Here is a 23,350-nt window from a genome sequence, read left to right as displayed (position 1 = left end):
AAACAAGTTTACGCCCGATTGGTCCGGTCTACATGAGCCGGCTTCAAATTCCGCTGCGCGAGATGACGGAGATCCAGTTCTTCCAGGCCAGCTTTTCGATCAGATTTTCACCAAACCCGTGGTCCCGGAAGGCGGCGATCAGACGCGGCAGGCCCGAGACATCGCCGATATCGCGGGGCACAAGGCATCCGTCGAAGTCGGAACCAAGGCCAACGTGATCCTCGCCCAGCTTGTCAATGAGATAGGCGGCATGGCGCACGACTGTTTCGAGCGGCGTATTGCTGTCGGGGCGTCCATCCTCGCGCAGGAAGGCGCAGTGGAAATTGACGCCGGCAAGCCCCTTGCTTTCTGCGATGACAGCCAGCTGGCGGTCCGTCAGATTCCGGGCGCTGGGGCACAGGGCATGGGCGTTGGAGTGGGACGCGATGAGCGGCCTGTCCGAGATGGCTGCCACATCCCAGAAGCCTTTTTCGGTGATGTGCGACAGGTCCACCATGATGCCGAGAGCACTGCAGCGGCGCACAAGCTGGCGGCCAAGGTCTGTCAGCCCCTCGCCGGTATCGGGCGAGGAGGGAAAGGCCATGGGCACGCCGTCGCCAAAGATGTTGCGGCGGCTCCAGACAGGGCCGAGGGAACGCAGGCCCGCGGCATGGAGAACATCCAGCGCAGCAAGGTCCGGGCCGATGCACTCCGCCCCTTCGATATGCAGTACCATCGCTATCTGTCCGGCTGCCATTGCCGCCTCGATTTCGCGGGCGCTGCGGGCGATGCGGCAGGCGCCTTGCGAAGCGGCTTCCAGCTTCAGGGCACGCGATGTCATGGAAAGGGTCCAGCTCAGGGCTTCTTCCTGACCCAGCCGCTGATAGTGGCGCGGATCGGCGGAGCCAAGCGAGCGCATCAGCTGCATGTCCTGCACGCCGGGCACGAACATGGCGAAGAGCCCGCCGGCGAAACCGCCCGCCCGGGCGCGGGGCAGGTCTATGTGGTCCTCTGAGGAATGGTCGAAGAAGGACTTGCCGCGCCCGGCACGCTCGCGCATCTCCAGCTTGAGGAGAGTGTCATTGTGGCCATCGAAAACGGGCACGGGCGGATGGCCGGACTGTGATTCGCTCAAGGGAACCTCGTGAAGGGAGCCGGGAACTGGCGGAGGGCAGGCTGGAATGGCGTCCATTTAGCCATTCCGGCACCCCATATGGCAAGCCGGAGCACGCATCTGTGGCGGAATTGCCGCGCTCGCGGGGATTTCATTTGTCCATTCTTCCCGAATATTGCCTTCTCCTGAAGAACCGGCGCAAAAGATGGCGTTTATGACGGTTCGTCAGGTCAAGGGTGAGCCCAAAATGGCAGCGGATGTTGCTTCGGAATTTGAACGTGAGTCGCGCGGTTTGAGCCGGCGTGGTTTTCTTTTCTCAGGTGCGGCGCTCATGGTGCTGTCGGCCGCTGGGTGCCAGACGCTCGAGCAGCCTGTCGGGCTGCCGAACCAGCCGCCGCTGCCGGACGAAAAGTTCGACTATGATCTGGCCTATGCGGCCCGCAAGGATGGCGACTGGAACATTCCGGCGATCAAGTACAAGAACTTCGACCGGCAGTTCTGGCGTCAGGTTGTGGACTACGAGACCAAGGAAGCCCCGGGAACGATCATCGTCGATCCCTATAATCACTTCCTGTACTGGACCATCTCCCGCAAGAAGGCCCTGCGTTACGGCATCGGCGTCGGCAAGGCCGGTTTCGGCTGGTCCGGCGCTGCGACGATCCGCATGAAGCAGGAATGGCCCGCCTGGTTCCCGCCGAAGGAAATGATCGAACGCCGCCCTGAGCTGAAGAAGTACAAGGACGGCAAGATGGATGGCGGCATCGACAACCCGCTGGGTGCCCGCGCGCTCTATCTGTGGCAGGGCAATGTCGACACGCTGTACCGGATTCACGGCACCACCGAGCCGCAGAGCATCGGCCGCAGCGTATCGAGCGGCTGCATCCGCATGTGGCATCAGGACGTGATCGACCTGTACGAGCGCGTTCCGATGAACACCAAGGTCGTCGTTCTGGGGGATGCCATCCCGGACAGCGTGAAGAAGCAGATGGCCGAGGCGGAAAAGAAGAAGGCCGGCTGAGCCGCTTTCATTCCTGCCTTTCGAGACGATCGGGCCCCGCCATGTGCGGGGCCTTTTCCGTTCCGGCTCAGGTCGTCAGGGCGGGTGTCAGGGCCACGTCGGAAAGAATGGCGCCGAAGTGGCAGATGGCAGCGGCCAGCACGAAGCTGTGCCAGATGGCATTCTGGAAGGGCAGGGACTTCCAGGCGTAGAAGGCCGTGCCCGCCGAATAGAGCGCACCGCCCGCCACCAGCAGCCAGAAGCCCAGCGGAGACGCGTTTTGCAGCAGCGGCTGATAGGCAAAGACAATGACCCAGCCGAGCGCCAGGCAGATCGGGACGGTGTATTTGTCAAAGCGCTGCAGGCGCACCAGCTTGATGGTGGCGCCCGTGATTGCCCCCGTCCAGACGACCGCAAGCACCAGCATGCCCGGCCAGCCGCCGATGACCATGGCGGCAAAGGGGGTGTAGGTGCCTGCAATCATCAGGAAAATGGCGGCATGGTCAAAACGGCGGAACCAGCTGGCATGGTTGTTCTTGGCCAGCATGTTGTAGAGCGCCGAACAGATCAGCATGGCCATCAGGCAGGCTGTATAGACGGAAATGCTGGCAATGCGCCCGGCCGCGTCTTCCTGCGGGATAACCAGTGTCAGAAGAATGATGGTGGCCGCCACCCCCAGTGCTATGCCGATGACATGCACCGTTCCGTCTGCAATCCGCTCTGCTCTTGTCTGCTCCCGCATGCGCCCCTCGTCTGGTTGTCTTCCGGTTACGTCAACGTAATGTATCGTCCGGCCAAGCGCAAAGATAGATCCGTTCTTGTCAGATTTGATGGCGGCTGATGCCTGATTTGTGGGCATTTCCCCTGCGTCTTGTGCAGTCTTGCCGCAAGGTGTCTGCGGGAAATGCCGGTTTTCTGCCGTTCCGGTAGTCATTGCGCCTTGGCACGGCACTTGCAAAACATCACGCAGAGTTTAGCGGCTAGGGTTCCGGCGTTTCATGACGCGGCTGGTCCGAGAGCTGCTACCGGCGGGGGGACAGTCCGCCGGGTGCACGGCGGGATAAAAGCCCGGGAGACCTCGTAAGCCAAGGGATTGGCGGCGCGAAGGTCCATGCCGATCCCTTTCTGAAGATGCAAGAAGGGGAACACCAATGCAGACCATTTCCAAATTCCTGGCGTCCATTGCGGTTGCAGCCCTCGTGGCGGGCGCTCCATTTGCCGCCCATGCTGCTCCCAAGAAGGACTTCAAGGTTGCCTGGTCCATCTATGTGGGCTGGATGCCCTGGGGCTATGCGGCTGATCAGGGGATCGTGAAGAAGTGGGCTGACAAATACGGCATCACCATCGAGGTCACCCAGTTCAACGACTATGTGGAGTCCATGAACCAGTATACCGCCGGTGCTTATGACGCGGTGACGCTGACGAATATGGATGGCCTGTCCATCCCGGCCGCCGGCGGCGTTGATACGACAGCAGTGATCACCGGCGACTTCTCCAATGGCAATGATGCGGTGATCCTGAAGGGCAAGGACAGTCTGGAGGACATCAAGGGCCAGAACGTCAATCTGGTCGAGTTTTCTGTCTCCCACTATCTGCTGGCCCGGGCGCTCGAGACCATCGGATCGTCCGAGCGTGACGTGAAGGTGGTGAATACCTCCGATGCGGACATGGTGGCCGCCTTCCAGACGCCGGACGTGACGGCGGTGGTGACCTGGAACCCTCTCGTATCCTCGATCATGGAAGATCCCTCGGCCCGCAAGGTCTTCGACAGCTCACAGATTCCCGGTGAGATCATTGACCTCATGGTGGCCAAAACCGAAGTGCTGAAGGACAATCCGGAGTTCGGCAAGGCCCTGGCCGGTATCTGGTACGAGACCATGGGCATCATGCTGGCCGATAGCCCCGAGGGCAAGGCTGCGCGCGAGGCGATGGGCGCGGCGTCAGGCACGGATCTGGCCGGCTTTGAGGCGCAGATGGCGGCGACGATGCTCTTCGGCAAGCCGGATGAGGCCCTGGCCTTCACCCTCTCGGAAAGCCTGCCCAAGACCATGGACCTGGTGCGCAACTTCCTTTTCGAAAAGGGGCTCTTGGGCAGCGGTGCCGCCTCTGCGGACGTGATCGGTATCGAGATGCCGGACGGCAGCGTGCTGGGCGACAAGGAGAACATCAAGTTCCGCTTCACCGGCACCTTCATGGAAGCAGCCGCCAAAGGCGACCTCTGATTTCCTGCCCGGTCCGGGAATGGGGGAGAGCCTCCATTCCCTCTCCCGCTGTCCCGAGAGGTACCTATGCGCTGGATCAATTCACGCCCGGGAAAAGGCGCCAGCCTGACGCTGGTGATGCTGCCCTTCGTGCTGCTGCTGGCGGCCTACATGCTGGGCTCAGCTGCAAGGCTGGCGGAAAACCCCAATGACAAGCTCTTGCCGGGCCTTGCGGCACTTGGTGATGCCATCAGCCGCATGGCGCTTGAGCCCGATGTGCGGACGGGGGACTATCTCCTCTGGTCCGACACCCTGGCGAGCCTGAAACGGCTGTTTGCGGGTCTTGGGATTGCCACGGTCATCGCGCTGCTGACCGGTCTTGTCATCGGCATCCTGCCCTATGCGCGGACGTTGCTTTCGCCCTTCGTCGGAGCCTTTTCCATGGTGCCGCCGCTGGCGCTGCTGCCGGTGCTGTTCATCGTCATGGGGCTGGGGGAAGCTTCCAAGATTGCGCTGATCGTCATCGGCGTTGCTCCGGTCATGATCCGGGACCTGGCGCTCAAGGCCATCGAATTGCCGCGCGAGATGATCGTCAAGGCGGAAACTCTCTCCGCCTCCTCCTGGCTGATTGCCTTGCGTGTGGTGCTGCCGCAGGTGCTGCCCCGCCTGATCACCTGCCTTCGGCTGCAGCTTGGGCCTGCCTGGCTGTTCCTGATCGCGGCGGAGGCCATCTCGGCGGATGCTGGCCTCGGGTACCGCATCTTTCTGGTGCGCCGCTATCTCTCCATGGATGTGATCTTTCCCTATGTGGTGTGGATCACCCTGCTGGCTGTCGTGACGGACATCCTGCTCGACCGGCTGCGCATCGCCGTCTTTCCCTGGTCTGAACTGGAGAAGGGCAAATGAGCGCGCTGTCCGTCAGGCACCTCTGGAAGGAATATGGCGACCAGATCGTGCTGGAGAATGTCTCCATCGAGATCGAGTCCCGTGCCTTCGTTGCGCTGGTCGGCCCTTCCGGCTGCGGCAAATCCACCTTCCTGCGCATGCTGCTTGGGCAGGAGGTGCCCACAAGGGGCGAAATCCTGCTCGACGGGATGCCACTGCCGAAGGAGCCAGGCCCGGACCGGGGTGTTGTCTTTCAGCGTTATTCGGTGTTTCCGCATCTGACGGTGCTGGGCAATGTCATGCTGGGCAAGGAACTGCAAGCCTCGCGCATTGCCGGGCGGCTGTTCGGCGCGGCCCGCCGCACCTGTGCAGATGAGGCGCGGGCGATGATTGCGGCGGTTGGCCTTACCGGTGCCGAGGCCAAGTATCCTGCCCAGCTTTCCGGCGGCATGCAGCAGCGGCTTGCCCTGGCGCAGGCGCTGATCATGCGGCCCAAGGTGCTGCTGCTGGACGAGCCCTTTGGCGCGCTCGATCCCGGCATCCGCGCCGAGATCCATACGTTGATGAAGAAGCTCTGGCACGAGGCGCCGATGACCGTGGTCATGGTCACCCATGACATGCGGGAGGCCTTTACCCTCGCCACCCGTGTTGTCGCCTTCGAGCGCCCGCGCGACCGGCCCGAGGAGAAGCTGCGCTACGGGGCCACCATCACCCGCGATATCGGCATCTGGCCGCCCCGCAAGGCGGGACAGCCCTCACTCTTTCGCCCTGACCGGGACGGCCCGGTCTCTCTGGACGGGCAATAGCCGGGACGGCCCGGCCATCCATCCACAGGAGCTGCAATCGTGCACATCCGCCGTTCTCCCGAAGAGATCGCCGCCAACAGGGCGCGCTATGAGGAACATCAGAAGAAGGGTCTTGAGTTTGCCCCCAAGGCCCTGCCGGGCAAGAGCGTGAAGCCCGCGCCTGCCATCGCCGCAGACAGGATCATCCACCGGGAGGTCATTCCCGGCGGCTGGTACTGGGCAACCCGCGTCAAGACCGGAGAAACCCTGCGTGTTGCGCTGGATGAGGGCCTGTCCACCGTGTCTCTGGTCGCCTGGAGCGCAGCGGATCCGAGCGAGCGGCTGAACCTGCCCGATACGGTGAAGGTTCAGTGGACCACCGCCCTTGCCATGGGGCGGGTGATCTTCTCGGACATGGGCAAGGTGATGTTCTCCATCACCGGGGACAGCTGCGGTGCCCATGACTGCCTGATGGGCGGGTCCACTGCGGCGTCCAATGCACGCAAATATGCCGGCGCAAACGGAGCTTCCTTGCGCAACACCCGCGACAACTTCGTGCTGGCCGCCACCAAGGCCGGGTTGGACAAGCGCGACATTCCCGCTGCCCTTGCCCTCTTTGCCCCCGTGCGTGTTGATGCAGAAGGCCGGTTCAGCTGGGTGGCGGATATGGTCTCGGCTGGCGACTACGTGGAGCTGCGCGCCGAGATGGACATGACCGCCGCCTTTTCCAACTGCCCGCATCCGCTCGACCCAAGCCCGGTCTATGCGCCCAACCCCGTCACCATCACCCGCATTGCGGCCAGTTTGCCCGCTGCGGACGACCTGTGCCGCACGGCAACCGCCGAAGCCGTGCGCGGCTTTGAAAACTATTCGCTGGCAGCACTGTGAGGGGAGACAGACCGATGACCGCATTCATTCAGACTTCTGTCGCCCGCACGCCTGAAACAGCAGTGCAGGACCATTACATTCCTGCCGAAGCGCCGTTCTCCACCTTTGTCCGCAAGGGGCAGGTGCTGCGCATTGAGGACAGCTATGGCCAGCAGGCCGTCGACACGCTGTTCTACAACGCCCATGACTTCTCCGAGCGCTATTCCAGCCAGGACACCATGCGCGAGCAGGGGGCGGCCTATGTCTCCACCGGCACGAAGATCATGTCCAGCGAAGGCCGGGTGATGCTGACGGTAACGGCGGACAGCTGCGGCCGCCATGACACCTCCGCAGGGGCCTGCTCCTGCGAGAGCAACACGGTGCGCTTTGGCGCCTACACGAAATATCTCCACGCCTGCCGCGACAATTTCGTCATCGAGGTATCGAAGCACGGCATGAGCAAGCGGGATGTGGTGCCGAACATCAACTTCTTCATGAACGTGCCGATCGAACCGTCCGGCAAGATGACCATCGTGGATGGCATTTCCTCGCCCGGCGACTACGTGGAGATGAAGGCGGAGATGGATGTGCTGCTGGTCATCTCCAACTGCCCGCAGATCAACAATCCCTGCAATGGCTTTGACCCGACACCCATCCGGGTGCTGGTCTGGGATGACGGGGCGGCGTGATGTTCCAGAAGGTTCTGATCGCCAACCGCGGCGAAATCGCCGTGCGCGTCATCAAGACGCTGCGCAAGATGGGGATCGCAAGCGTTGCGGTCTATTCCGATGCCGACCGGTTTTCCAAAGCGGTGCTGATGGCCGATGAGGCTGTGCGGCTGGGCCCCGCCCCGGCGGCTGAAAGCTATCTCAAGGTGGAGGCCGTCATCGCCGCCTGCCGTGAGACGGGGGCAGAGGCTGTCCACCCGGGCTATGGCTTCCTGTCGGAGAACATCGGCTTTGCCGAAAGGCTGACGGCGGAGGGGATCACCTTCATCGGCCCCTCGCCGGACAATATCGCGGCCTTCGGCCTCAAGCATACGGCGCGGGAACTGGCGAAGGCCAGCGGCGTGCCGCTGCTGCCGGGCTCCGGCCTCATTGCCAGCGGGACTGAAGCTCTCGCAGCGGCGGAGGCCATCGGCTATCCGGTGATGCTGAAGTCCACCGCCGGGGGCGGGGGCATCGGCATGCAGCTGTGCGAGACGCCCGAAGCGCTGGGTGCCGCCTTCGAGACGGTGCAGCGGACGGCACAGGCCAGCTTCGGCGATGCCCGTGTCTATCTGGAGCGCTTCGTTGCCAGAGCCCGCCACGTGGAGGTGCAGATCTTTGGAGACGGCAATGGCAACGTGGTGGCGCTGGGCGAGCGGGACTGCTCGCTGCAGCGGCGGAACCAGAAGGTGATCGAGGAGACACCGGCGCCGGGTCTTTCCGCCGCGGTACGGCAGAAGCTGCATGCGGCAGCCGTGGCGCTGGGCCGTCAGGTGAACTACGCCTCGGCCGGTACCGTGGAATTCATCTACGATCCGGCGCGGGAAGAGTTCTACTTCCTTGAGGTGAACACCCGCCTGCAGGTGGAACATCCGGTGACGGAAGCCGTCTTCGGCGTCGATCTGGTGGAGTGGATGATCCGTCAGGCAGCGGGAGAGGATGTGCTGGCCGGTGCCGGGCAACTGACACCCAGGGGGGCGGCCATCGAGGCGCGCGTCTATGCGGAAATGCCTCACGCGGGCTTCCGCCCCAGCGCGGGCCTTCTGACGGAGGTGCGCTTTCCTGAAGACGTGCGCGTGGATGGCTGGGTGGAGACGGGCACGGAGGTGACTGCCTTCTATGATCCGATGCTGGCCAAGATCATCGTCAGCGGCAAGGACAGGGCCTCGGCCATTGAAGCCCTTTCTACAGCACTGTCACAGACATCCCTGTGCGGGATCGAGACCAATCTCGGCTATCTGAAGGCGATTGCCGCCTCGGACCTGTTCCGCAGCGGTCAGGTGGCGACGACGGCGCTCAGGAATTTTGCCTTTGTGCCGGATGTCATCGAGGTGATCGCGCCGGGGGCTCAGTCGAGCCTGCAGGAGTTGCCGGGCCGTCTCGGCCTCTGGCATGTGGGCGTGCCGCCGTCGGGACCGATGGATGAACGCTCCTTCCGCCATGCCAACCGGCTGGTGGGCAATGCGGATGAGACGGCGGCGCTGGAACTGACCGTTGCCGGCCCGGTGCTGCGGTTCTTCTCGGACGTCCGCGTGGCGCTGGCTGGCGCCCTGATGCCTGCTTCGCTGGACGGCACGCCGGTGCCGCACAACGAAGCCTTCGAGGTGCTGGCAGGCCAGACGCTCTCCATCGGAGCCATCAAGGGGGCTGGACAGCGGACCTATCTTGCTGTTGCAGGCGGGCTTGATGCGCCGGTGGTGCTGGGCTCACGTGCCACCTTCGGGCTGGGACAGTTCGGCGGCAATGCCACCGGCACCCTGCGGGCTGGCCATGTGCTGCGGCTGGCGCGGGCGGAGCAGGCTCCGGTCAAGCCTGCCGGTGCGCCTGCGGAGCTGACGCGGGAGTGGCATGTGGGCGTGCTCTATGGCCCGCATGGCGCGCCGGATTTCTTCCTTGAGGAAGACATCGAGACGCTGTTTTCCGCCGCTTACGAGGTGCATTACAACTCGGCCCGCACGGGCGTGCGGCTGATTGGCCCTGCACCGAAGTGGGCACGGGCTGATGGCGGGGAGGCGGGGCTGCACCCTTCCAACCTGCATGACAATGCCTATGCCATCGGGGCCATCGACTTCACCGGCGACATGCCGATCATCCTGGGGCCGGATGGCCCCAGCCTTGGCGGCTTCGTCTGCCCGGCGGTGATCGTCCGGGACGAGCAGTGGAAGATGGGGCAGTTCAAGCCCGGCGACCGGATCCGTTTCTATGCGGCCGGGCGCGAGGGCGATCCGCTGGCGGGGCCTGCTGTCCGCAAGCTGGGTGAGGAGGCGGGGTCGCCTGTGCTGGCAACGGGCATGGCCGGGACAGTGCCCGTTGTCTACCGCCGTCAGGGCGATGACAACCTGCTGGTCGAATATGGCGCGATGCAGCTCGACATCGGCATCCGCATGCGTGTCCACCTGCTGATGGAAGCGGTGAAAGCGGCGAAGCTGCCCGGATTGATCGACCTGACACCGGGCATCCGCTCGCTGCAGATCCATTATGACGGCACGAGCCTGACCCGCAGCCGCCTGCTGGGTCTTCTGGCGGAGATCGAGGAGACTCTGCCGCCGGCCTCGCAGGTGAAGGTGCCAAGCCGCACCGTCTGGCTGCCGCTGTCCTGGAACGATCCGGATGCGGAACTGGCGATGCGCAAGTATCAGGAACTGGTGCGCCCCAATGCGCCCTGGTGCCCGTCCAACATCGAGTTCATCCGCCGTATCAACGGCCTTGCGGATGAGCAGGCGGTGAAGGACACCATCTTCGACGCAGCTTATCTGGTGATGGGGCTGGGGGATGTGTATCTCGGCGCACCTGTGGCAACGCCTGTCGACCCGCGCCACCGGCTGGTGACGACCAAGTACAATCCGGCCCGCACCTGGACGCCGGAGAACGCAGTGGGCATCGGCGGGGCTTATATGTGCATCTATGGCATGGAAGGGCCTGGGGGCTATCAACTGTTCGGGCGCACCATCCAGATGTGGAACACATGGCGGCAGACGGATGTGTTCGGCAAGGACAAGCCGTGGCTGCTCGATTTCTTCGACCAGATCCGCTTCTTCCCTGTCTCGCATCAGGAACTGACCGAAGCGCGGGCCGCCTTTCCCCATGGCGGTTATCCGGTGAGGATCGAGGAGGGCATCTTCTCGCAGGCAGAGTATGAGGCTGGCCTCGCGGCCAATGCGGCCAGTATCTCCGCCTTCAAGCAGGGCCAGCAGGCTGCCTTCGAGGCAGAGCGCCAGCGCTGGAAGGACGCGGGGCTGGACAGCTTCGTGGCGGACGAGGGGGGCGGGCCGGGCCTTGGCGGTGACATTCCGCAAGGCTGCACGGGTGTCGAAAGCGCCGTGCCTGGCAATGTCTGGAAAGTGCTGGTGGAGGCCGGCCAGAAAGTGGAAGCTGGCGAAACGCTCGCCATCATCGAGTCAATGAAGATGGAAATCACGGTCACCGCCCATGTGGCCGGACGGGTCAGCGAGCTGCGTGCCGCCCCCGGCCGCAGCATCCGGGCCGGTGACGTGCTGGTGGTACTGGAGGATGCACTATGATCCCGGTGATGCTTGACCTTGCCTCCCTGCGGGCGGCCTACCAGAATGGCCTGACGCCGCTTGCTCTGGTGGAAGAGGTGATTGCCCGGTGCAATGCCTGTGATGATCCGGCGGTCTTCATCACGCGTGCGAAGGACGAGGATCTTCGGGCCGCCGCCATGGCGCTGATGGCGCGGGCGCCGGAGCCCAACAGCCTGCCGCTCTGGGGAATTCCCTTCGCGGTGAAGGACAATATCGATGTGGCGGGCCTGCCGACGACCGCAGGCTGCCCGGCCTATGCCTATCAGCCGGAGGCGGATGCGGCGGTGGTGGCGCGGCTGAAGGCTGCCGGGGCTCTGGTGGTGGGCAAGACCAATCTTGACCAGTTTGCCACCGGGCTCAACGGCACCCGCTCTCCGCATGGGGCACCGCGCTGCGTCTTCAACAAGGACTATGTCTCCGGCGGCTCTTCCTCCGGTTCGGCGGTTGCTACGGCGGCGGGGCTTGTCAGTTTTGCGCTGGGCACGGATACGGCAGGGTCTGGCCGCGTGCCTGCGGCCTTCAACAATCTCGCCGGCATCAAGCCGACGCCGGGACTGGTGCCCAACACGGGCGTCGTGCCCGCCTGCCGCAGCGTGGATGTGGTGACGGTGTTCGCCGCGACTGTGGGCGATGGCGTTGCCATCCGCAAGGTGATGGATGGCTTTGACGCGGGCGATCCTTATTCCCGCAAGGAAGAGCCGGTGAGCCTGCCCGTCTCCGGGTTAAGAGTCGGGGTGCTGGCAGGTCCAGAGCGGGAGTTTTTCGGCAATGCCAGCGTCGAAGCCCTTTATGATGCAGCCATCGAGCGGGCGCGGGGGCTGGGGGCCGTCATCGTGCCTTTCGATTATGCGCCGTTCCGGCAGGCAGCGGAGCTGCTTTACAACGGCCCCTGGGTGGCGGAGCGCTTGGCGGCGGTGAAGGATTTCATCGCCACGAATGCGGCAGACTTCGACCCCACGGTGCGCGCCATCATCGAAGGGGCGAAGGCCTATGATGCGGTTGCCGCTTTCGAGGGCCAGTACAGGCTGGGCCACCTGCGCCAGAAGACGCTGGCCGAGTGGGCGAAGGTGGATGTGCTGATGCTGCCAACCTCGCCCACGATCTATACGGTCGAGGAGATGCTGGCTGATCCTGTCACCAGAAACAGCCACTTTGGCCGTTACACCAACTTTGCCAATCTCTTCGGCTATGCCGCCATTGCCGTGCCGGCCGGATTCGGCCCGGATGGCCTGCCGGGCGGGGTGACCCTGTTCGGTCCTGCCTTCAGCGATGATGCGCTCGCTCCCTTCGCCGATGCCCTGCACCGGGCAGCGGCCTGCGGCATGGGCAAGGACAAGACGGCAGAGCTGCCTCAGGCCAGCCGCGTGCCGGAGCCCGATGACGGGCTGGTCCCGGTTGTGGTGGTTGGCGCGCATCTGACCGGCATGCCGCTCAATCACGAGCTGACCGGGCCGGGCGGCAAGCTGGTGAAAACCTGCCGCACGGCGGGCGACTACCGCCTCTTCGTGCTGCCGGGCACTACGCCGCCGAAGCCGGGCCTCATCCGTGAGCCGGGCTTTGCAGGAAGCGGGCTTGAGGTGGAAGTGTGGAAGGTGACGCCGGAGGCTTTCGGCCGGTTCGTCCAGAAGATCCCGGCACCGCTCGGCATCGGCAAGGTGACGCTGGATGACGGCAGTGCCGTCTCCGGCTTCCTGTGCGAGAGCCATGCCGTGGCCGGAGCGCAGGAGATCACCAGCCTCGGCGGCTGGCGCGCCTATATCGCGCAGAGGAATTGAGCGCAGGGGCGGCGGCAGGGCAGGGCCTTGCTGCCGCTCGTCCACAAGGCGATCGCAGAAGAGCGGGGGAATCGGCTTCACCCCCGCCTGAAAATCGCTATGTTTGCGGCGCAGAGCATTGACCTTGCCCACCTTGAGGGAGTACCGCCGGACGGCCGGGTTTGACCGGCAAGTCTCAGGCGGCGGCAATGCCATGCCCGAGGTCTTTAGACCTAACCGGATTTCAGCGGCACGGGACGGGGAATGACGGTCAGCATCGATATCGGCGAAATGTCAGGCGGCGCAAAGGCGCTGATGGATCTGGAAGAACTGCTCGCAACGCGCCTGCTGGTGCAGGGCAACTCCGGCTCTGGCAAATCGCATCTTCTGCGCCGTCTTCTCGAACAGTCCGCCAGCTGGGTGCAGCAGGCGATCATCGATCCGGAGGGCGACTTCGTCAGCCTCGCCGAGAAGTTCGGCCATGTTGTCGTGGATGCCGCCGGAACCGAGCGTGACCTGCAGATGATCGCTGCCCGCGTGCGTGCGCACCGGGTTTCCGTCGTGCTCAATCTGGAAGGTCTGGATGCGGACCGGCAGATGAAGGCGGCTGCAACGTTCCTTGACGGCCTGTTCGATGCGGATCGTGACCAGTGGTATCCGATGCTGGTGGTGGTGGACGAGGCACAGCTTTTTGCCCCTGCGGCTGCCGGTGAAGTGAGTGAAGAGGCGCGCCGCCGCTCGCTGACCGCGATGACGAACCTCATGTGCCGCGGCCGCAAGCGCGGGCTGGCCGGCATCATCGCCACGCAGCGCCTCGCCAAGCTTGCCAAGAACGTGGCGGCGGAGGCTTCCAACTTCCTGATGGGCCGCACCTTCCTGGACATCGACATGGCCCGCGCGGCCGATCTCCTCGGCATGGAGCGGCGGCAGGCGGAAGCTTTCCGCAATCTCGACCGCGGCCATTTCATTGCGCTGGGACCTGCCATGTCGCGCCGTCCGGTGCCGGTGCGCATCGGGCCGGTGGAGACCTCCGGCCGCGGCGGCGGACCGAAGCTGACGCCGCTGCCGGACAAGCCGGCGGAAGATGCCAAGGACCTGATCTTCACGCCCATGCCGGATGAGGCCTTGCGTATCCGCCCGCGTGCGCCGGAGCCGGTTTCGACGGCGGAAATCCTGACGCAGCTGTCGGCTGCGGGCCGCATGGAAAGCGCCCGCAACCAGCCCGCACCGCAGCCGGACGAACCGCCGGTGGACACGGCCGAGCGGGATGCGGCAATCGACGAAATCATGACGGCAATTCTGGCGGAGCCCGAGGCGGCCTTCCAGCCGGTGGCAGCGCTTTATCAGGACTTTCAGGTCCGCTGCCGTATCGCCAAGGTGCCCGGCGGCGTGCCGGATCTGTCGGTCTTCCGCGAGAAGCTGTCGGTGGCCCGTGCCGGCGTCGACAGTGGTGAGGTGGACACCAATGACTGGGAGCGGGCGGCACTGATTGCCGCCGAGCTGCCGGAGGACATGCGCGGGGTCTATCTGCTGCTGGCCAAAGCGGCGCTCGCCAAGGCGCCGTGCCCGCCGAATGCGGAAATCGCCAAGGCCTATGGCACCCGCTCGCCGGGCCGTGCCCGCTGGCTGCTGGCCCATATGGAGGAGCGGGGCTTCCTGCTCTGCGCCACCGACATGCGCGGCAACCGCATTGTCACGCTGACGGACCTGGGCTGGCAGACAGCCCCGGGCGATGCCGAAGCGGCAGCCTGAGAGCATTCTCAAGGCCTGACGCGCCAGACCTCGCTCCCCTGACTTGAAAAGGGGCGCCGCAGCGCCCCTTCGGTTCCTTGTGACGGTTGTTGCCTGTCAGGCGGCGCGCACGCGCTGCAGGAAGCTCGCGATTGTCTCTTCCAGCTTTGCCGCCTGACGGGTCACATCCTGCGAGGCCTGCAGAACATCGCTGGCCGAACCGCTGGTCTCCTGGGCCGACTGCATCACATTGCCGACGCTGCCGCTCATGTCGCTGGTGCAATCTGCGGCGCGCTGAACGTTGACCGTGATTTCACGCGTTGCCTCTCCCTGCTGGGAAATGGCATCGGCGATGGTGGTGGTGAACTGGTTCACCTCACCCATGGTCTCGGCAATTTCCTGGATCGAGCCAACCGCCTCGCGGGTGGAGGACTGGATGCCGCTGATCTGCGACGAGATTTCCTCGGTCGCCTTCGCGGTCTGGTTGGCGAGTTCCTTCACCTCCGCCGCCACAACTGCAAAGCCCCGTCCGGCTTCGCCCGCACGGGCCGCCTCGATGGTGGCGTTGAGGGCTAGAAGATTGGTCTGCTCGGCAATGGCCTGAATGAGCTGCACCACTTCGCCGATCTTCTGGGCCGCGGTATCAAGGCTCCCGACCCGCTCGTTGGAGAGGGCGGCGGCACGGGCCGCAGCTTCCACCACGCCCTTGGTCTGCTCCACCTGGCGGCTGATTTCGCCGATGGAAGCGGACAGTTCCTCCGCCGCAGAGGCAACCGTCTGCACGCTGATCTGGGCCGTTTCAGAGGAGGTAGCCACGGTGGAAACCTTGCTGGAGGTCGCCTGGGCAATCGAGGTCAGTGCACCTGCCGTTTGTTCCATCCGGCCCGAGTTGGCCGATACCTCGGAAATGGCCTGGCGGACCTCTGCCTCAAAGTCCTGGATCAGCGCCTCGACATGCTCCTGCCGGGCAAGGCGCGCCTGCTGCGCTGCCTCGCTTTCGCCCTGGAGCTTCACCCGTTCGATCGCATTTTCCACGAAAACGCCGAGGGCGCCGGCCATCATGCCGATCTCGTCTTTCCGCTCCCGGTGTGCAACGGGGCTGTCCACATCCCCGGCCGCAAGGGCACGCATGCGCTGGGTGAGCTGGGAAATGGGCCGGGAGATATTCCCGCCCAGCAGCCACATCAATGCCGTGCCCGCCGCCAGAATGACCAGAGCCAGGATGATGGCGGTGTTGCGGGTGGTGATGGCGGCTGCCAGCAACTCGCTTTCCTCAACGGTGAGGATGACGAACCACTTCTGGCTGGTGTTGACCAGCGGAATGGCGCGGATTGCTTCATAGACGCCATCCGTCTCCTTCATGCTGATGCCGTCCTGAGCCTGCGAAAGGCGGGAGATCAGGCTCTGGTCCGCCGTCTTGCCCAGCAGGCGGCTGTCGGGATGGGAAACCCAGACGCCGCCCTCGCTGATCAGGCCGACGTAGCCTGTCTTGTAGGGATCGAAGGAGGCGACCTGCTTCTGCAGTCCTTCCAGAGACACGTCGATGGTGGCGCCGCCTGCGCCGCTGCCCCTGACATCGATGATGGGAGAAGACGCGGTGGCCATGAGGACATCAACGTTGTTGACCGGGTAGAGATAGGGCTCGGTCACCGTGTCCTGCCGCAGCTGGCGGGGCTTGTCGTACCAGTCCTCCGATCCGCTGTCGCCGCCGAAGATCAGCGGCTCCATCGCCACCTTGCCGTCCGCATGATAGAAATAGGGAATGAAACGGCCGTTCCCGTCCGAGAAGCCGGTTCCCTTGTTGTCCGCATCAAGGCCGGCGAGATCGGGTTCCAGGATGGCGCCGCCGCCGACAAACTGCGGGTTGCGGGCAATGATCTGCTGCATGACCGCGCCATAGGCATTGCGGTCCGTGATTCCGGCATGGAGCAGGCCTTCCATCGCATCTGCGGCAGAGCGTGCGGCCAGCTGAGCTTCGGCCACGGTCTTGCTGACCTGTGTGGCAAGCGACAGCGTTGCCTGTTCAACCTGCTCTTCGCCTGACCTGCGGGCAGACGATTGCATCATTGCCGAGATCACCGCGATGACCACGACAAACCCGATGATGAATACGGCACTCGCCGAAATGAAGATGCGGCCCTTCAGCGACATGGAATGCTCCAGACATCTTGAACAAGTGCCAGAATTCTGCGTGTGTGCGGTGAAAAAAGTGTAACCCTTCAGGAATAAATATAAATTCGATAGCCGACTATTGAATATATAGTCCAGTATTCCTCAGCGTAAGACGGGGCTGCCACAGTTTATTGCGCACGGCGCATCCGTGTCATGGGGGGAGAGGATGGCTGCACCGATGGGACCGGAAACTCCGGGTCCGCCAGTAAAAATTTCAGTTGTGCCAGTTCCAGCTCCAACCCCTCAATGGTGCGGGCGAGCACTGTGTCGAGGTAGCTTCCGGCCGGGGCGTTGCTGCGGATGCGGCTGGCCTGATTGAGCGTTGCCCGCAGATAGCGCGCAACGTCTTCCACTTCGAAGCGGGTGATGCTGATATCCATCTGTCCGTCCATGGCAGTGACTCTGGTTCGTTCTCTTTTTGTTCCTATACTCCGTTCCTTCAAGGCAGGCAAGAGGAGTCTCCGCTCCTGTCTGGATCCACCCGATCAGCTCCTGCCGGATCAGTATCAATGCCTGTCCATTCCCGGCTTGCGCTTTGCCGCAAGGCTGACATGATCGCCTGAGAGAGAAAGCGGCATGGCAGGGATTCTGCCGCTTTAAAACATGCTGCAGTCCCGGCGAGGCCGGGTGCGCCAGATGGGGTGAGTGCCGGAAATGCTGAAGACAGCCGTGTTCGCAATTGGGCTTGTCCTGCCGGGGGCCGTTCTTGCCGCCGATGCCACCGCGCCGGTGCGCGAGATCATGAGGATGACGGAAGCGAATTGGTCCGAGAGCGGGGCCGAGTATCAGGACATCTTTGACGCCAGCCGGCTGAAGGTGCTGTTCAGCTCCGATTTTGCTGCCCGCTACGAGAAGGCGATGCAGGGCGAATATGCCCGCGAGAGCGGCTCGCCCTTTGATTATGATGTGATCGTCAACGGTCAGGATGGCTGTCCTCTGAAGAATGTCACGATCACCGCCGCGCCGCCGCAGGGCGCCGTGACAGATGTGAAGGCCCGTTTTCAGGCCGTGACCTGCTTCGGTCAGGAGGCCGAATATCAGGCCTATAACGAGACGCTGTTCAAGGTCATCGTCGAGAACGGCAAGCCGGTGGTCGATGACATCGTGCTGTCGATGGATGGCACGCCCTTCTCGATCAAGGCGGAACTGGGCGCTGCCGCAGGTCAGTAAGCTTCCCTTGCGGGAGGTCATGAAATGGCAGGCGGCAGGCCTTCCTAACCTTCCGCCGTCAGAATCCTGTTGCGTTATTTATTTCGGGCAAGCGCCTTCTCTTGAGTCGAGGCTGTGCCGCCCCGGGCTCGGAGCAGAGTCAATCCGCTGAAGAGTGCGGTTTTTAAGCTGTGCCCTCTGCTGCGCATAAGGCCTGATTTATTTAACCTGGAGGAATTTACTGAATTTTTATTCCGATACCCCGTAATTCCTGCAAGGGTAACGGGAGTTGAGTATGCCGGGGCTGCGCGGGGTTTTTTCCCATCTGAAAGTTTCCACCAAGCTGGCGGGCGGTTTCGCCGCCATGATCCTCCTGACGGGTCTAGCGGGCGGGGCAGGCACGCTGGCCGTGCTGGACCTCAAGGACAAACAGGCGGTCAGCGGTCTGGCAACGGAGTCGATTGCCGCGCTTCAGGAGGCGTCGGCAGCCAGTCAGGCCTATCTGGCAGCGCCTGCCGCGGAAGCTGCGCAAACGGCAGAAGACAGGCTTTCGGCACTGGCGGGCCAGCTCACCCAGCTCCAGTCCCGTCTTACTGACGGCCAGGCCCGCGCCGCGACTCAGGCGGCATCGGGCGCTGTCGCGGAGCTGCAGGTGAATTTCACCGAAGTGGTCGGCACCATCGCTGCCCGTCAGGCTCAGCTTGAGCGGCTGACGGCTTCTGCAGGCAAGCTCGACACACTGGTGACCTCCATCAGTGACCAGATGCAGCAGGCGCAGCGCGCCGCCATTGACGAAAGCAAGAAGGCTGGCGGCACACGTGACCGGGCCGACCGCGTGGTGCGGCCCTTGTCCGGCATGCTGGAAAACCTGCTGATGGTCGAGATCACGCTGCTGCGGGCAGGGCGCGACGGAAATCTCACTCTGATCGGCGAGGCCGTCTCCCTCAGTGGACATCTCACGGATGCTGCCGGGGCGATTGCCAAGGTCAAGGGCAGCGGCATTGAGCCTGCCAGCCTGACTGCACTGACCGAAGGCCTGACGGCCTTTGCCACCCGTCTGCAGCCGCTGGGTGCCATGGACAACCCCTGGGGCCGCCGCGCCGCGGTGGCTGTGCTGGCGGGTGAACTGGAGGGCGTGCGCAAGCAGGCCTCCGGCCTGCAGCAGAGCCTTTACGCAGTTCAGGATGACGCCCGCAAGTCGGCAGCCTCTGCCCAGAGCCGGGCAGGGATCGTGGATCTGGTCAAGAGCAACGTGGACAAGCTGACCCGCGCCGTGCTGGAGCTGCGCTCGGCCACGATGGAAACGCTGGCCGCAGATGGGCCGTTCAAGCCCGATCCGGTGCTGAACCGGATGGAATCCCTGCGGACCCTGGCCAACACGCTGGCCGCGGATGCAGGTGCCTTTCCCGAAATCAAGCCCGCCGTGGAAGCGATTACGGCCGAGGTGGATGTCTATGCCGCCGAATTTGCCAGCCTGACCAGCGCCCTGCAGCAACTGGCCGAAACGGCCACGGCGCTGGATGCCTTGTCGGCAGATGTGCGCCAGCAGATCAGCCAGCTCGCCAGCGCCCAGTCCCAGGCTGCGTTTTCCGCCGCCAACGGCGCTCTGGGCACCATTGGTGGTGCGGTCGCGCTTGCCATTGCCGCAGGCATCGGCCTTGCGGTCCTGCTGGCCATGCTCATCACCCGGCCGCTGCGTGCCATTGGCGTGCAGATGGAGCGGCTGGCGGAAGGGCGCACGGACATTGACCTGTCGCAGGAGGCGCGCCGGGATGAATTCGGCGGAATGATGCGCACCATCCGCGTCTTCCGTGACAATATTCTCGAGCGTCAGCGGCTTGAAGCAGCCAATGAAGAAGAGGCCCGCGCTCAGGTGGAGCGGCAGGAACGGATGACGGCCCTGATTGCCAGCTTCCGGGACCGGGTGCAGGAAACGCTGGCGGCTGTGGGTGAAACCGCGTCCGGCATGGAAGGCACTGCGCAGGCGCTGGCCGGGATCGCAGGCGAAAGCGCGCGCCAGGCCGGCGATACGCTGGATGTCAGCGGCGTTGCGGCCCACAGTGTCGAAAGCGTTGCAGGCGCTGCCGAGGAACTGGCCGCCTCCATCGGCGAGATCGGCTCCCAGGTTCAGCGCACCAGCCAGGTTGTTGAAATGGCAGCCGCCTCCGTGGACGACACCAACCGCAAGGTCGAAAGCCTGTCGCAAGCGGCCGACCGCATTGGCGAGGTCGTGACCCTGATCCGCGCCATTGCCGAGCAGACCAACCTTCTGGCGCTGAATGCCACCATCGAAGCGGCCCGTGCCGGTGAAGCCGGCCGCGGCTTTGCGGTGGTTGCCTCCGAGGTGAAGGAACTGGCGACGCAGACGTCCAAGGCAACCGAGGAAATCTCAGGACAGATTTCCGCCATTCAGGATTCCACCCGGGCTGCCGTCGATGCCATCGCGGGAATTGCCCGCACCATGTCGGACGTCAACAGCTACACCACGGCCATTGCAGGGGCCGTGACGCAGCAGGGGGCGGCAACGGGCGAAATCTCCGGCAACGTCCAGAAGGCCGCCGAAAGCACGCAGGCCGTGCGCGGCAACATGAACGCCCTGTCTGCCACCGTGGAACAGGCCAGCGAAGTTTCAGGCCAGGTGCTGGAAGCCAGCGAAAAGCTCGCCGCCCGCACCTCGGACCTGCGCAGTGAAGTGGAGCGGTTCCTCAACGGTATCGCGGCGGCCTGATGCCAAGGCGTGATGCGCGGCTACCGCAAGCGCTGGCGTCATACCAAGTCCTATGGTGCTGACGCATCATGCCTTGAAACTGCTCAAGCGCTGCACGGGCTTAGCCACCTTTCGATGTGTCGTTCTCATCGAGAGGTGGCGTCAGCCGAGGGGCGGATTCCGGCGCTTGACGGGCTGTGACTTGACGATCGAGGTGTTGGTCTCTGCCTTGTCGGCGATCCGGTCCAGCAGCTTGTCCAGTTCATCAATCGACCGCACGGCAATGCGGGCAATGTAGCAGTCGTCACCCGTCACCTTGTCGCATTCAAGCACCTGAGGCAGATCGGCAATCATCTGCTGCACGATATGCAGCTTGCCCGGCAGGGGGCGGATGCGGGCGATGGCCTGCAAGGTATAGCCCAACGCCTCGTGGGAGAGATCTACCGTGAAGGCGCGGATGATGCCGCGCTCCTCAAGACGGCGCAAACGCTCCGATGTGCTGGGCGATGACAGACCGGCGGCCTGCGCCAGTTCCTTCAGTGAAACGCGTGCGTCCCGGGTGAGGATGTCAATGATCCGGCGGTCTGTGTCGTCAAGCATTGGTTCTCTATCAGGTTTTTTGCCTATTTCACCTTCGTAAATAAGGCTTCGGAGAGATATCGCCTACTCTAGATCATGTTTTGCGCTTCTGTCTGCCCTTATCATGATGGCCTTCAGGATGGAGCGCCACAATGACAAGCACTCATGCCCGCGGAACGGCCGAAATGACCGCCGCAATGATCATCTCAGGAACGGTCGGCCTCTTCGTCGTTCTCTCCGGTCAGCCGGTTCTCAACATTGTCTTCTGGCGCTGCGTCTTTGGCGCGGGCGTTCTTCTGGCGGTTTGCGCGGGCCTGGGGCTGTTCCGGCGCAGGCGGATCAGCCTGCCACAGGCAGGACTGGCGGCTCTTGGCGGGGTGGCCATTGCCATCAACTGGATCCTGCTGTTTGCCGCCTATCCGCGGGCCTCGATTTCCGTTGCCACGGCTGTCTACAACACCCAGCCTTTCATGCTGGCGGTCATGGCGGCCGTCATTTTCGGGGAGAAGCTGACGGCATCCCGGCTCGGCTGGATGGTCATGGCCTTCGCAGGCATGCTCGCAATCATTCAGGGGCGCCCCGGAGCGGTGACCGGGGCCGGGGCAGGCGGCTATCTGGCGGGAGTGGGGTTGTCATTGGGAGCGGCGTTCTTTTATGCGGCCGCCGCCATCATTGCCAAGAAGCTCAAGGGCATCCCGCCGCATCTGATTGCATTCATTCAACTGGCCACGGGCCTGCTGACGCTGGCGCCGCTGGCGGACTTCGGCCAGATGCCGGCGGACCTTCATGCCTGGGCGCTTATCGTCACGCTGGGCGTCATCCATACCGGGTTCATGTATGTGCTGCTGTATGGTGCCATTCAGAAACTGCCGGCCAGCCTTGCCGGATCGCTGTCGTTCATCTATCCGGCCGTTGCCATCGTGGCGGATTTTCTGGTTTTCGGGATCAGGCTGGGGCTGCTGCAAATGGCTGGCGTGGCCGTCATCCTGCTGGCTGCAGCCGGTGCCGCATTCGGCTGGTCCCTTACGGGCCGCCCGGCTGAGCGGACAGGATCTTGTTAAACGGAAACCGCCCAGAGCACGGTGGCGTTGTGCCACGACAGTGATCACGCTGTCTGCATAACAAAAAGGGCGCAGCTAAGGCTGTGCCCTTTTTGATGGTGCGGTGCAAAGGCTTGGGCTCAGTAGCCCGAGCCGCGTGTGAATTCGTTGACCACGGTCATGACGATGATCTTCAGATCGCCGCGCGTGCTCTGGGACTTCAGATATTCGAGATCATATTCGAGACGCATGGACGCATGGTAAGGGTCGGTCGTCTCGCCGCGGAAGCCGTTGACCTGTGCAAGGCCGGTGATGCCGGGGCGTACCTGATGACGGGACAGATAGCGGGTGTCGAACTCTTCATAAAGCTTGCCGGCGGCGAGCATACCCGGAACATGCGGGCGCGGGCCGACGAGAGACATCTCACCCTTCAGCACGTTCCAGAGTTGCGGCAGTTCGTCGAAGTTCGACTTGCGCAGGAAACGCCCGATCGGCGTGATACGCGGATCGTTCTTCCGGGTCTGGACAACGCCGGTGGCATCCTGCTTGGCCACATACATGGAGCGGAACTTGAGCGCCATGAACAGTTCGTTGTTCCGTCCATAGCGTGCCTGACGGAAGATTACCGGGCCTGGGCTTGACAGCTTCACGCCAATGGCAAGACCGGCGAGCAGGGGGCTCAGCAGGATGAGGCCTGCAGCGCTGCCGGCAATGTCGATGCTGCGCTTCAGGAAAGGACGGATACGGCTGCGAAGGCCGCTTTGAATACCGCTCGCAGCGGCTAGAGCATCCTGAAGCGCCTCTTCAGGTGCCGGAATGGAAGGGTGACGTATTTGGCTGGTTCCGGTTTGAGCAACTAACGGTGTACCAAGTTCAGTCGGCAAAGCAACGCCACGCTGCCAGCTAGCTGCCAGAGGCCCGACGTGGCGTCCGGGAGCTAGATTGCGTTCGGAAAGGGCTCTGGAGAAGAAAGGAAGGCGTCTTGCTGCCTTCACCGGAGTTGAACGCTTACGTGCTTCACCGTCCGTAAACTCGTGCACCATCGCAATCTCCAAACAGATGTAAAATCAATATGTTACGACCCTTAGGGGCAACTTTAATTAAAGTCCGCTTCAAAAAAGGCGCGGTGTCTATCAATCCG

At 63.5% G+C, this 23,350-nt stretch carries 18 protein-coding genes and 1 riboswitch; of the genes, 12 read left to right on the top strand and 6 right to left on the bottom strand.

The features are described 5' to 3' along the window. Positions 1 to 43 precede the first annotated feature (43 nt). A complete protein-coding gene (locus IF10I1_RS08890; protein WP_256387626.1) occupies positions 44 to 1,114 on the bottom strand; it encodes a dipeptidase in 1,071 nt (356 codons plus the stop codon). 226 nt (positions 1,115 to 1,340) lie between these two features. Between IF10I1_RS08890 and IF10I1_RS08885 the strand changes: the two genes are divergently transcribed. Beyond that, positions 1,341 to 2,111, top strand: a complete 771-nt coding sequence (locus IF10I1_RS08885) for a L,D-transpeptidase (RefSeq protein WP_123195607.1) — start codon at positions 1,341 to 1,343, stop codon at positions 2,109 to 2,111. 67 nt (positions 2,112 to 2,178) lie between these two features. On the opposite strand, the gene IF10I1_RS08880 is transcribed toward IF10I1_RS08885, so the two are convergent. After that, a complete protein-coding gene (locus IF10I1_RS08880) occupies positions 2,179 to 2,832 on the bottom strand; it encodes a hemolysin III family protein (protein ID WP_186415073.1) in 654 nt (217 codons plus the stop codon). Positions 2,833 to 3,059: 227 nt separating this feature from the next. Beyond that, a riboswitch (guanidine-I (ykkC/yxkD leader) is annotated at positions 3,060 to 3,167 on the top strand. 74 nt (positions 3,168 to 3,241) lie between these two features. Between IF10I1_RS08880 and IF10I1_RS08875 the strand changes: the two genes are divergently transcribed. The 8 genes from IF10I1_RS08875 (at position 3,242) to IF10I1_RS08840 (ending at position 14,583) form a co-directional block, all read left to right on the top strand. Further along, positions 3,242 to 4,312 carry a putative urea ABC transporter substrate-binding protein gene (locus tag IF10I1_RS08875; RefSeq protein WP_186415072.1) on the top strand — a complete coding sequence of 357 codons (1,071 nt, stop codon included), beginning with the start codon at positions 3,242 to 3,244 and terminating at the stop codon, positions 4,310 to 4,312. A 66-nt stretch (positions 4,313 to 4,378) separates the two neighbouring features. Then, a complete protein-coding gene (locus IF10I1_RS08870) occupies positions 4,379 to 5,197 on the top strand; it encodes an ABC transporter permease (RefSeq protein WP_094462176.1) in 819 nt (272 codons plus the stop codon). Further along, positions 5,194 to 5,982: an ABC transporter ATP-binding protein gene (locus tag IF10I1_RS08865; protein ID WP_186415071.1), complete on the top strand. Its 789-nt coding sequence runs from the start codon at positions 5,194 to 5,196 to the stop codon at positions 5,980 to 5,982. Before IF10I1_RS08870 ends, IF10I1_RS08865 begins: the two co-directional genes overlap by 4 nt. A gap of 36 nt (positions 5,983 to 6,018) precedes the next feature. After that, positions 6,019 to 6,849 (top strand): urea amidolyase associated protein UAAP1, encoded by an 831-nt coding sequence (locus IF10I1_RS08860; RefSeq protein WP_186415085.1) that lies wholly within the window; start codon positions 6,019 to 6,021, stop codon positions 6,847 to 6,849. A gap of 14 nt (positions 6,850 to 6,863) precedes the next feature. Next, entirely contained in the window at positions 6,864 to 7,517 is a 654-nt protein-coding gene (locus tag IF10I1_RS08855; RefSeq protein ID WP_186392514.1) for an urea amidolyase associated protein UAAP2, read from the top strand. Beyond that, a complete protein-coding gene (gene uca / locus IF10I1_RS08850; protein WP_186415070.1) occupies positions 7,517 to 11,056 on the top strand; it encodes an urea carboxylase in 3,540 nt (1,179 codons plus the stop codon). The genes IF10I1_RS08855 and uca overlap by 1 nt, the downstream gene beginning before the upstream one ends. Continuing rightward, a complete protein-coding gene (gene atzF, locus IF10I1_RS08845) occupies positions 11,053 to 12,852 on the top strand; it encodes an allophanate hydrolase (RefSeq protein ID WP_186415069.1) in 1,800 nt (599 codons plus the stop codon). Before uca ends, atzF begins: the two co-directional genes overlap by 4 nt. A gap of 243 nt (positions 12,853 to 13,095) precedes the next feature. Beyond that, on the top strand, positions 13,096 to 14,583 hold the full coding sequence (locus IF10I1_RS08840; protein WP_050471017.1) for an ATP-binding protein: 1,488 nt from the start codon (positions 13,096 to 13,098) through the stop codon (positions 14,581 to 14,583). Positions 14,584 to 14,679: 96 nt separating this feature from the next. Here IF10I1_RS08840 and IF10I1_RS08835 read toward each other — a convergent pair whose 3' ends face one another. Beyond that, positions 14,680 to 16,713, bottom strand: coding sequence for a methyl-accepting chemotaxis protein (locus tag IF10I1_RS08835; protein WP_186392511.1), 2,034 nt, complete (start codon positions 16,711 to 16,713; stop codon positions 14,680 to 14,682). Between the two features lie 149 nt (positions 16,714 to 16,862). Further along, positions 16,863 to 17,114, bottom strand: a complete 252-nt coding sequence (locus IF10I1_RS08830; protein WP_208977680.1) for a hypothetical protein — start codon at positions 17,112 to 17,114, stop codon at positions 16,863 to 16,865. Positions 17,115 to 17,388: 274 nt separating this feature from the next. Between IF10I1_RS08830 and IF10I1_RS08825 the strand changes: the two genes are divergently transcribed. Together IF10I1_RS08825 and IF10I1_RS22835 are read left to right on the top strand one after the other, a co-directional pair. Further along, positions 17,389 to 17,904, top strand: a complete 516-nt coding sequence (locus tag IF10I1_RS08825) for a hypothetical protein (RefSeq protein ID WP_050471020.1) — start codon at positions 17,389 to 17,391, stop codon at positions 17,902 to 17,904. 274 nt (positions 17,905 to 18,178) lie between these two features. Then, complete coding sequence (locus tag IF10I1_RS22835; protein ID WP_208977212.1) at positions 18,179 to 20,611, top strand: methyl-accepting chemotaxis protein; 2,433 nt, start codon at positions 18,179 to 18,181, stop codon at positions 20,609 to 20,611. A gap of 141 nt (positions 20,612 to 20,752) precedes the next feature. On the opposite strand, the gene IF10I1_RS08815 is transcribed toward IF10I1_RS22835, so the two are convergent. Further along, positions 20,753 to 21,190, bottom strand: a complete 438-nt coding sequence (locus tag IF10I1_RS08815) for an Lrp/AsnC family transcriptional regulator (RefSeq protein ID WP_050471022.1) — start codon at positions 21,188 to 21,190, stop codon at positions 20,753 to 20,755. Between the two features lie 131 nt (positions 21,191 to 21,321). Here IF10I1_RS08815 and IF10I1_RS08810 point away from each other — a divergent pair, with 131 nt between their 5' ends. Continuing rightward, a complete protein-coding gene (locus tag IF10I1_RS08810) occupies positions 21,322 to 22,230 on the top strand; it encodes a DMT family transporter (RefSeq protein WP_186392509.1) in 909 nt (302 codons plus the stop codon). 119 nt (positions 22,231 to 22,349) lie between these two features. Here the strand turns inward: IF10I1_RS08810 and IF10I1_RS08805 are convergent, their stop codons facing one another. Further along, a complete protein-coding gene (locus IF10I1_RS08805) occupies positions 22,350 to 23,252 on the bottom strand; it encodes a sugar transferase (RefSeq protein ID WP_186392508.1) in 903 nt (300 codons plus the stop codon). Positions 23,253 to 23,350: the final 98 nt, after the last annotated feature.

Source organism: Pannonibacter sp. I15F10I1 (genome assembly GCF_900185665.1).
GTDB lineage: Bacteria > Pseudomonadota > Alphaproteobacteria > Rhizobiales > Stappiaceae > Pannonibacter > Pannonibacter indicus.
This window is presented reverse-complemented; position numbering and strand designations above follow the sequence as displayed.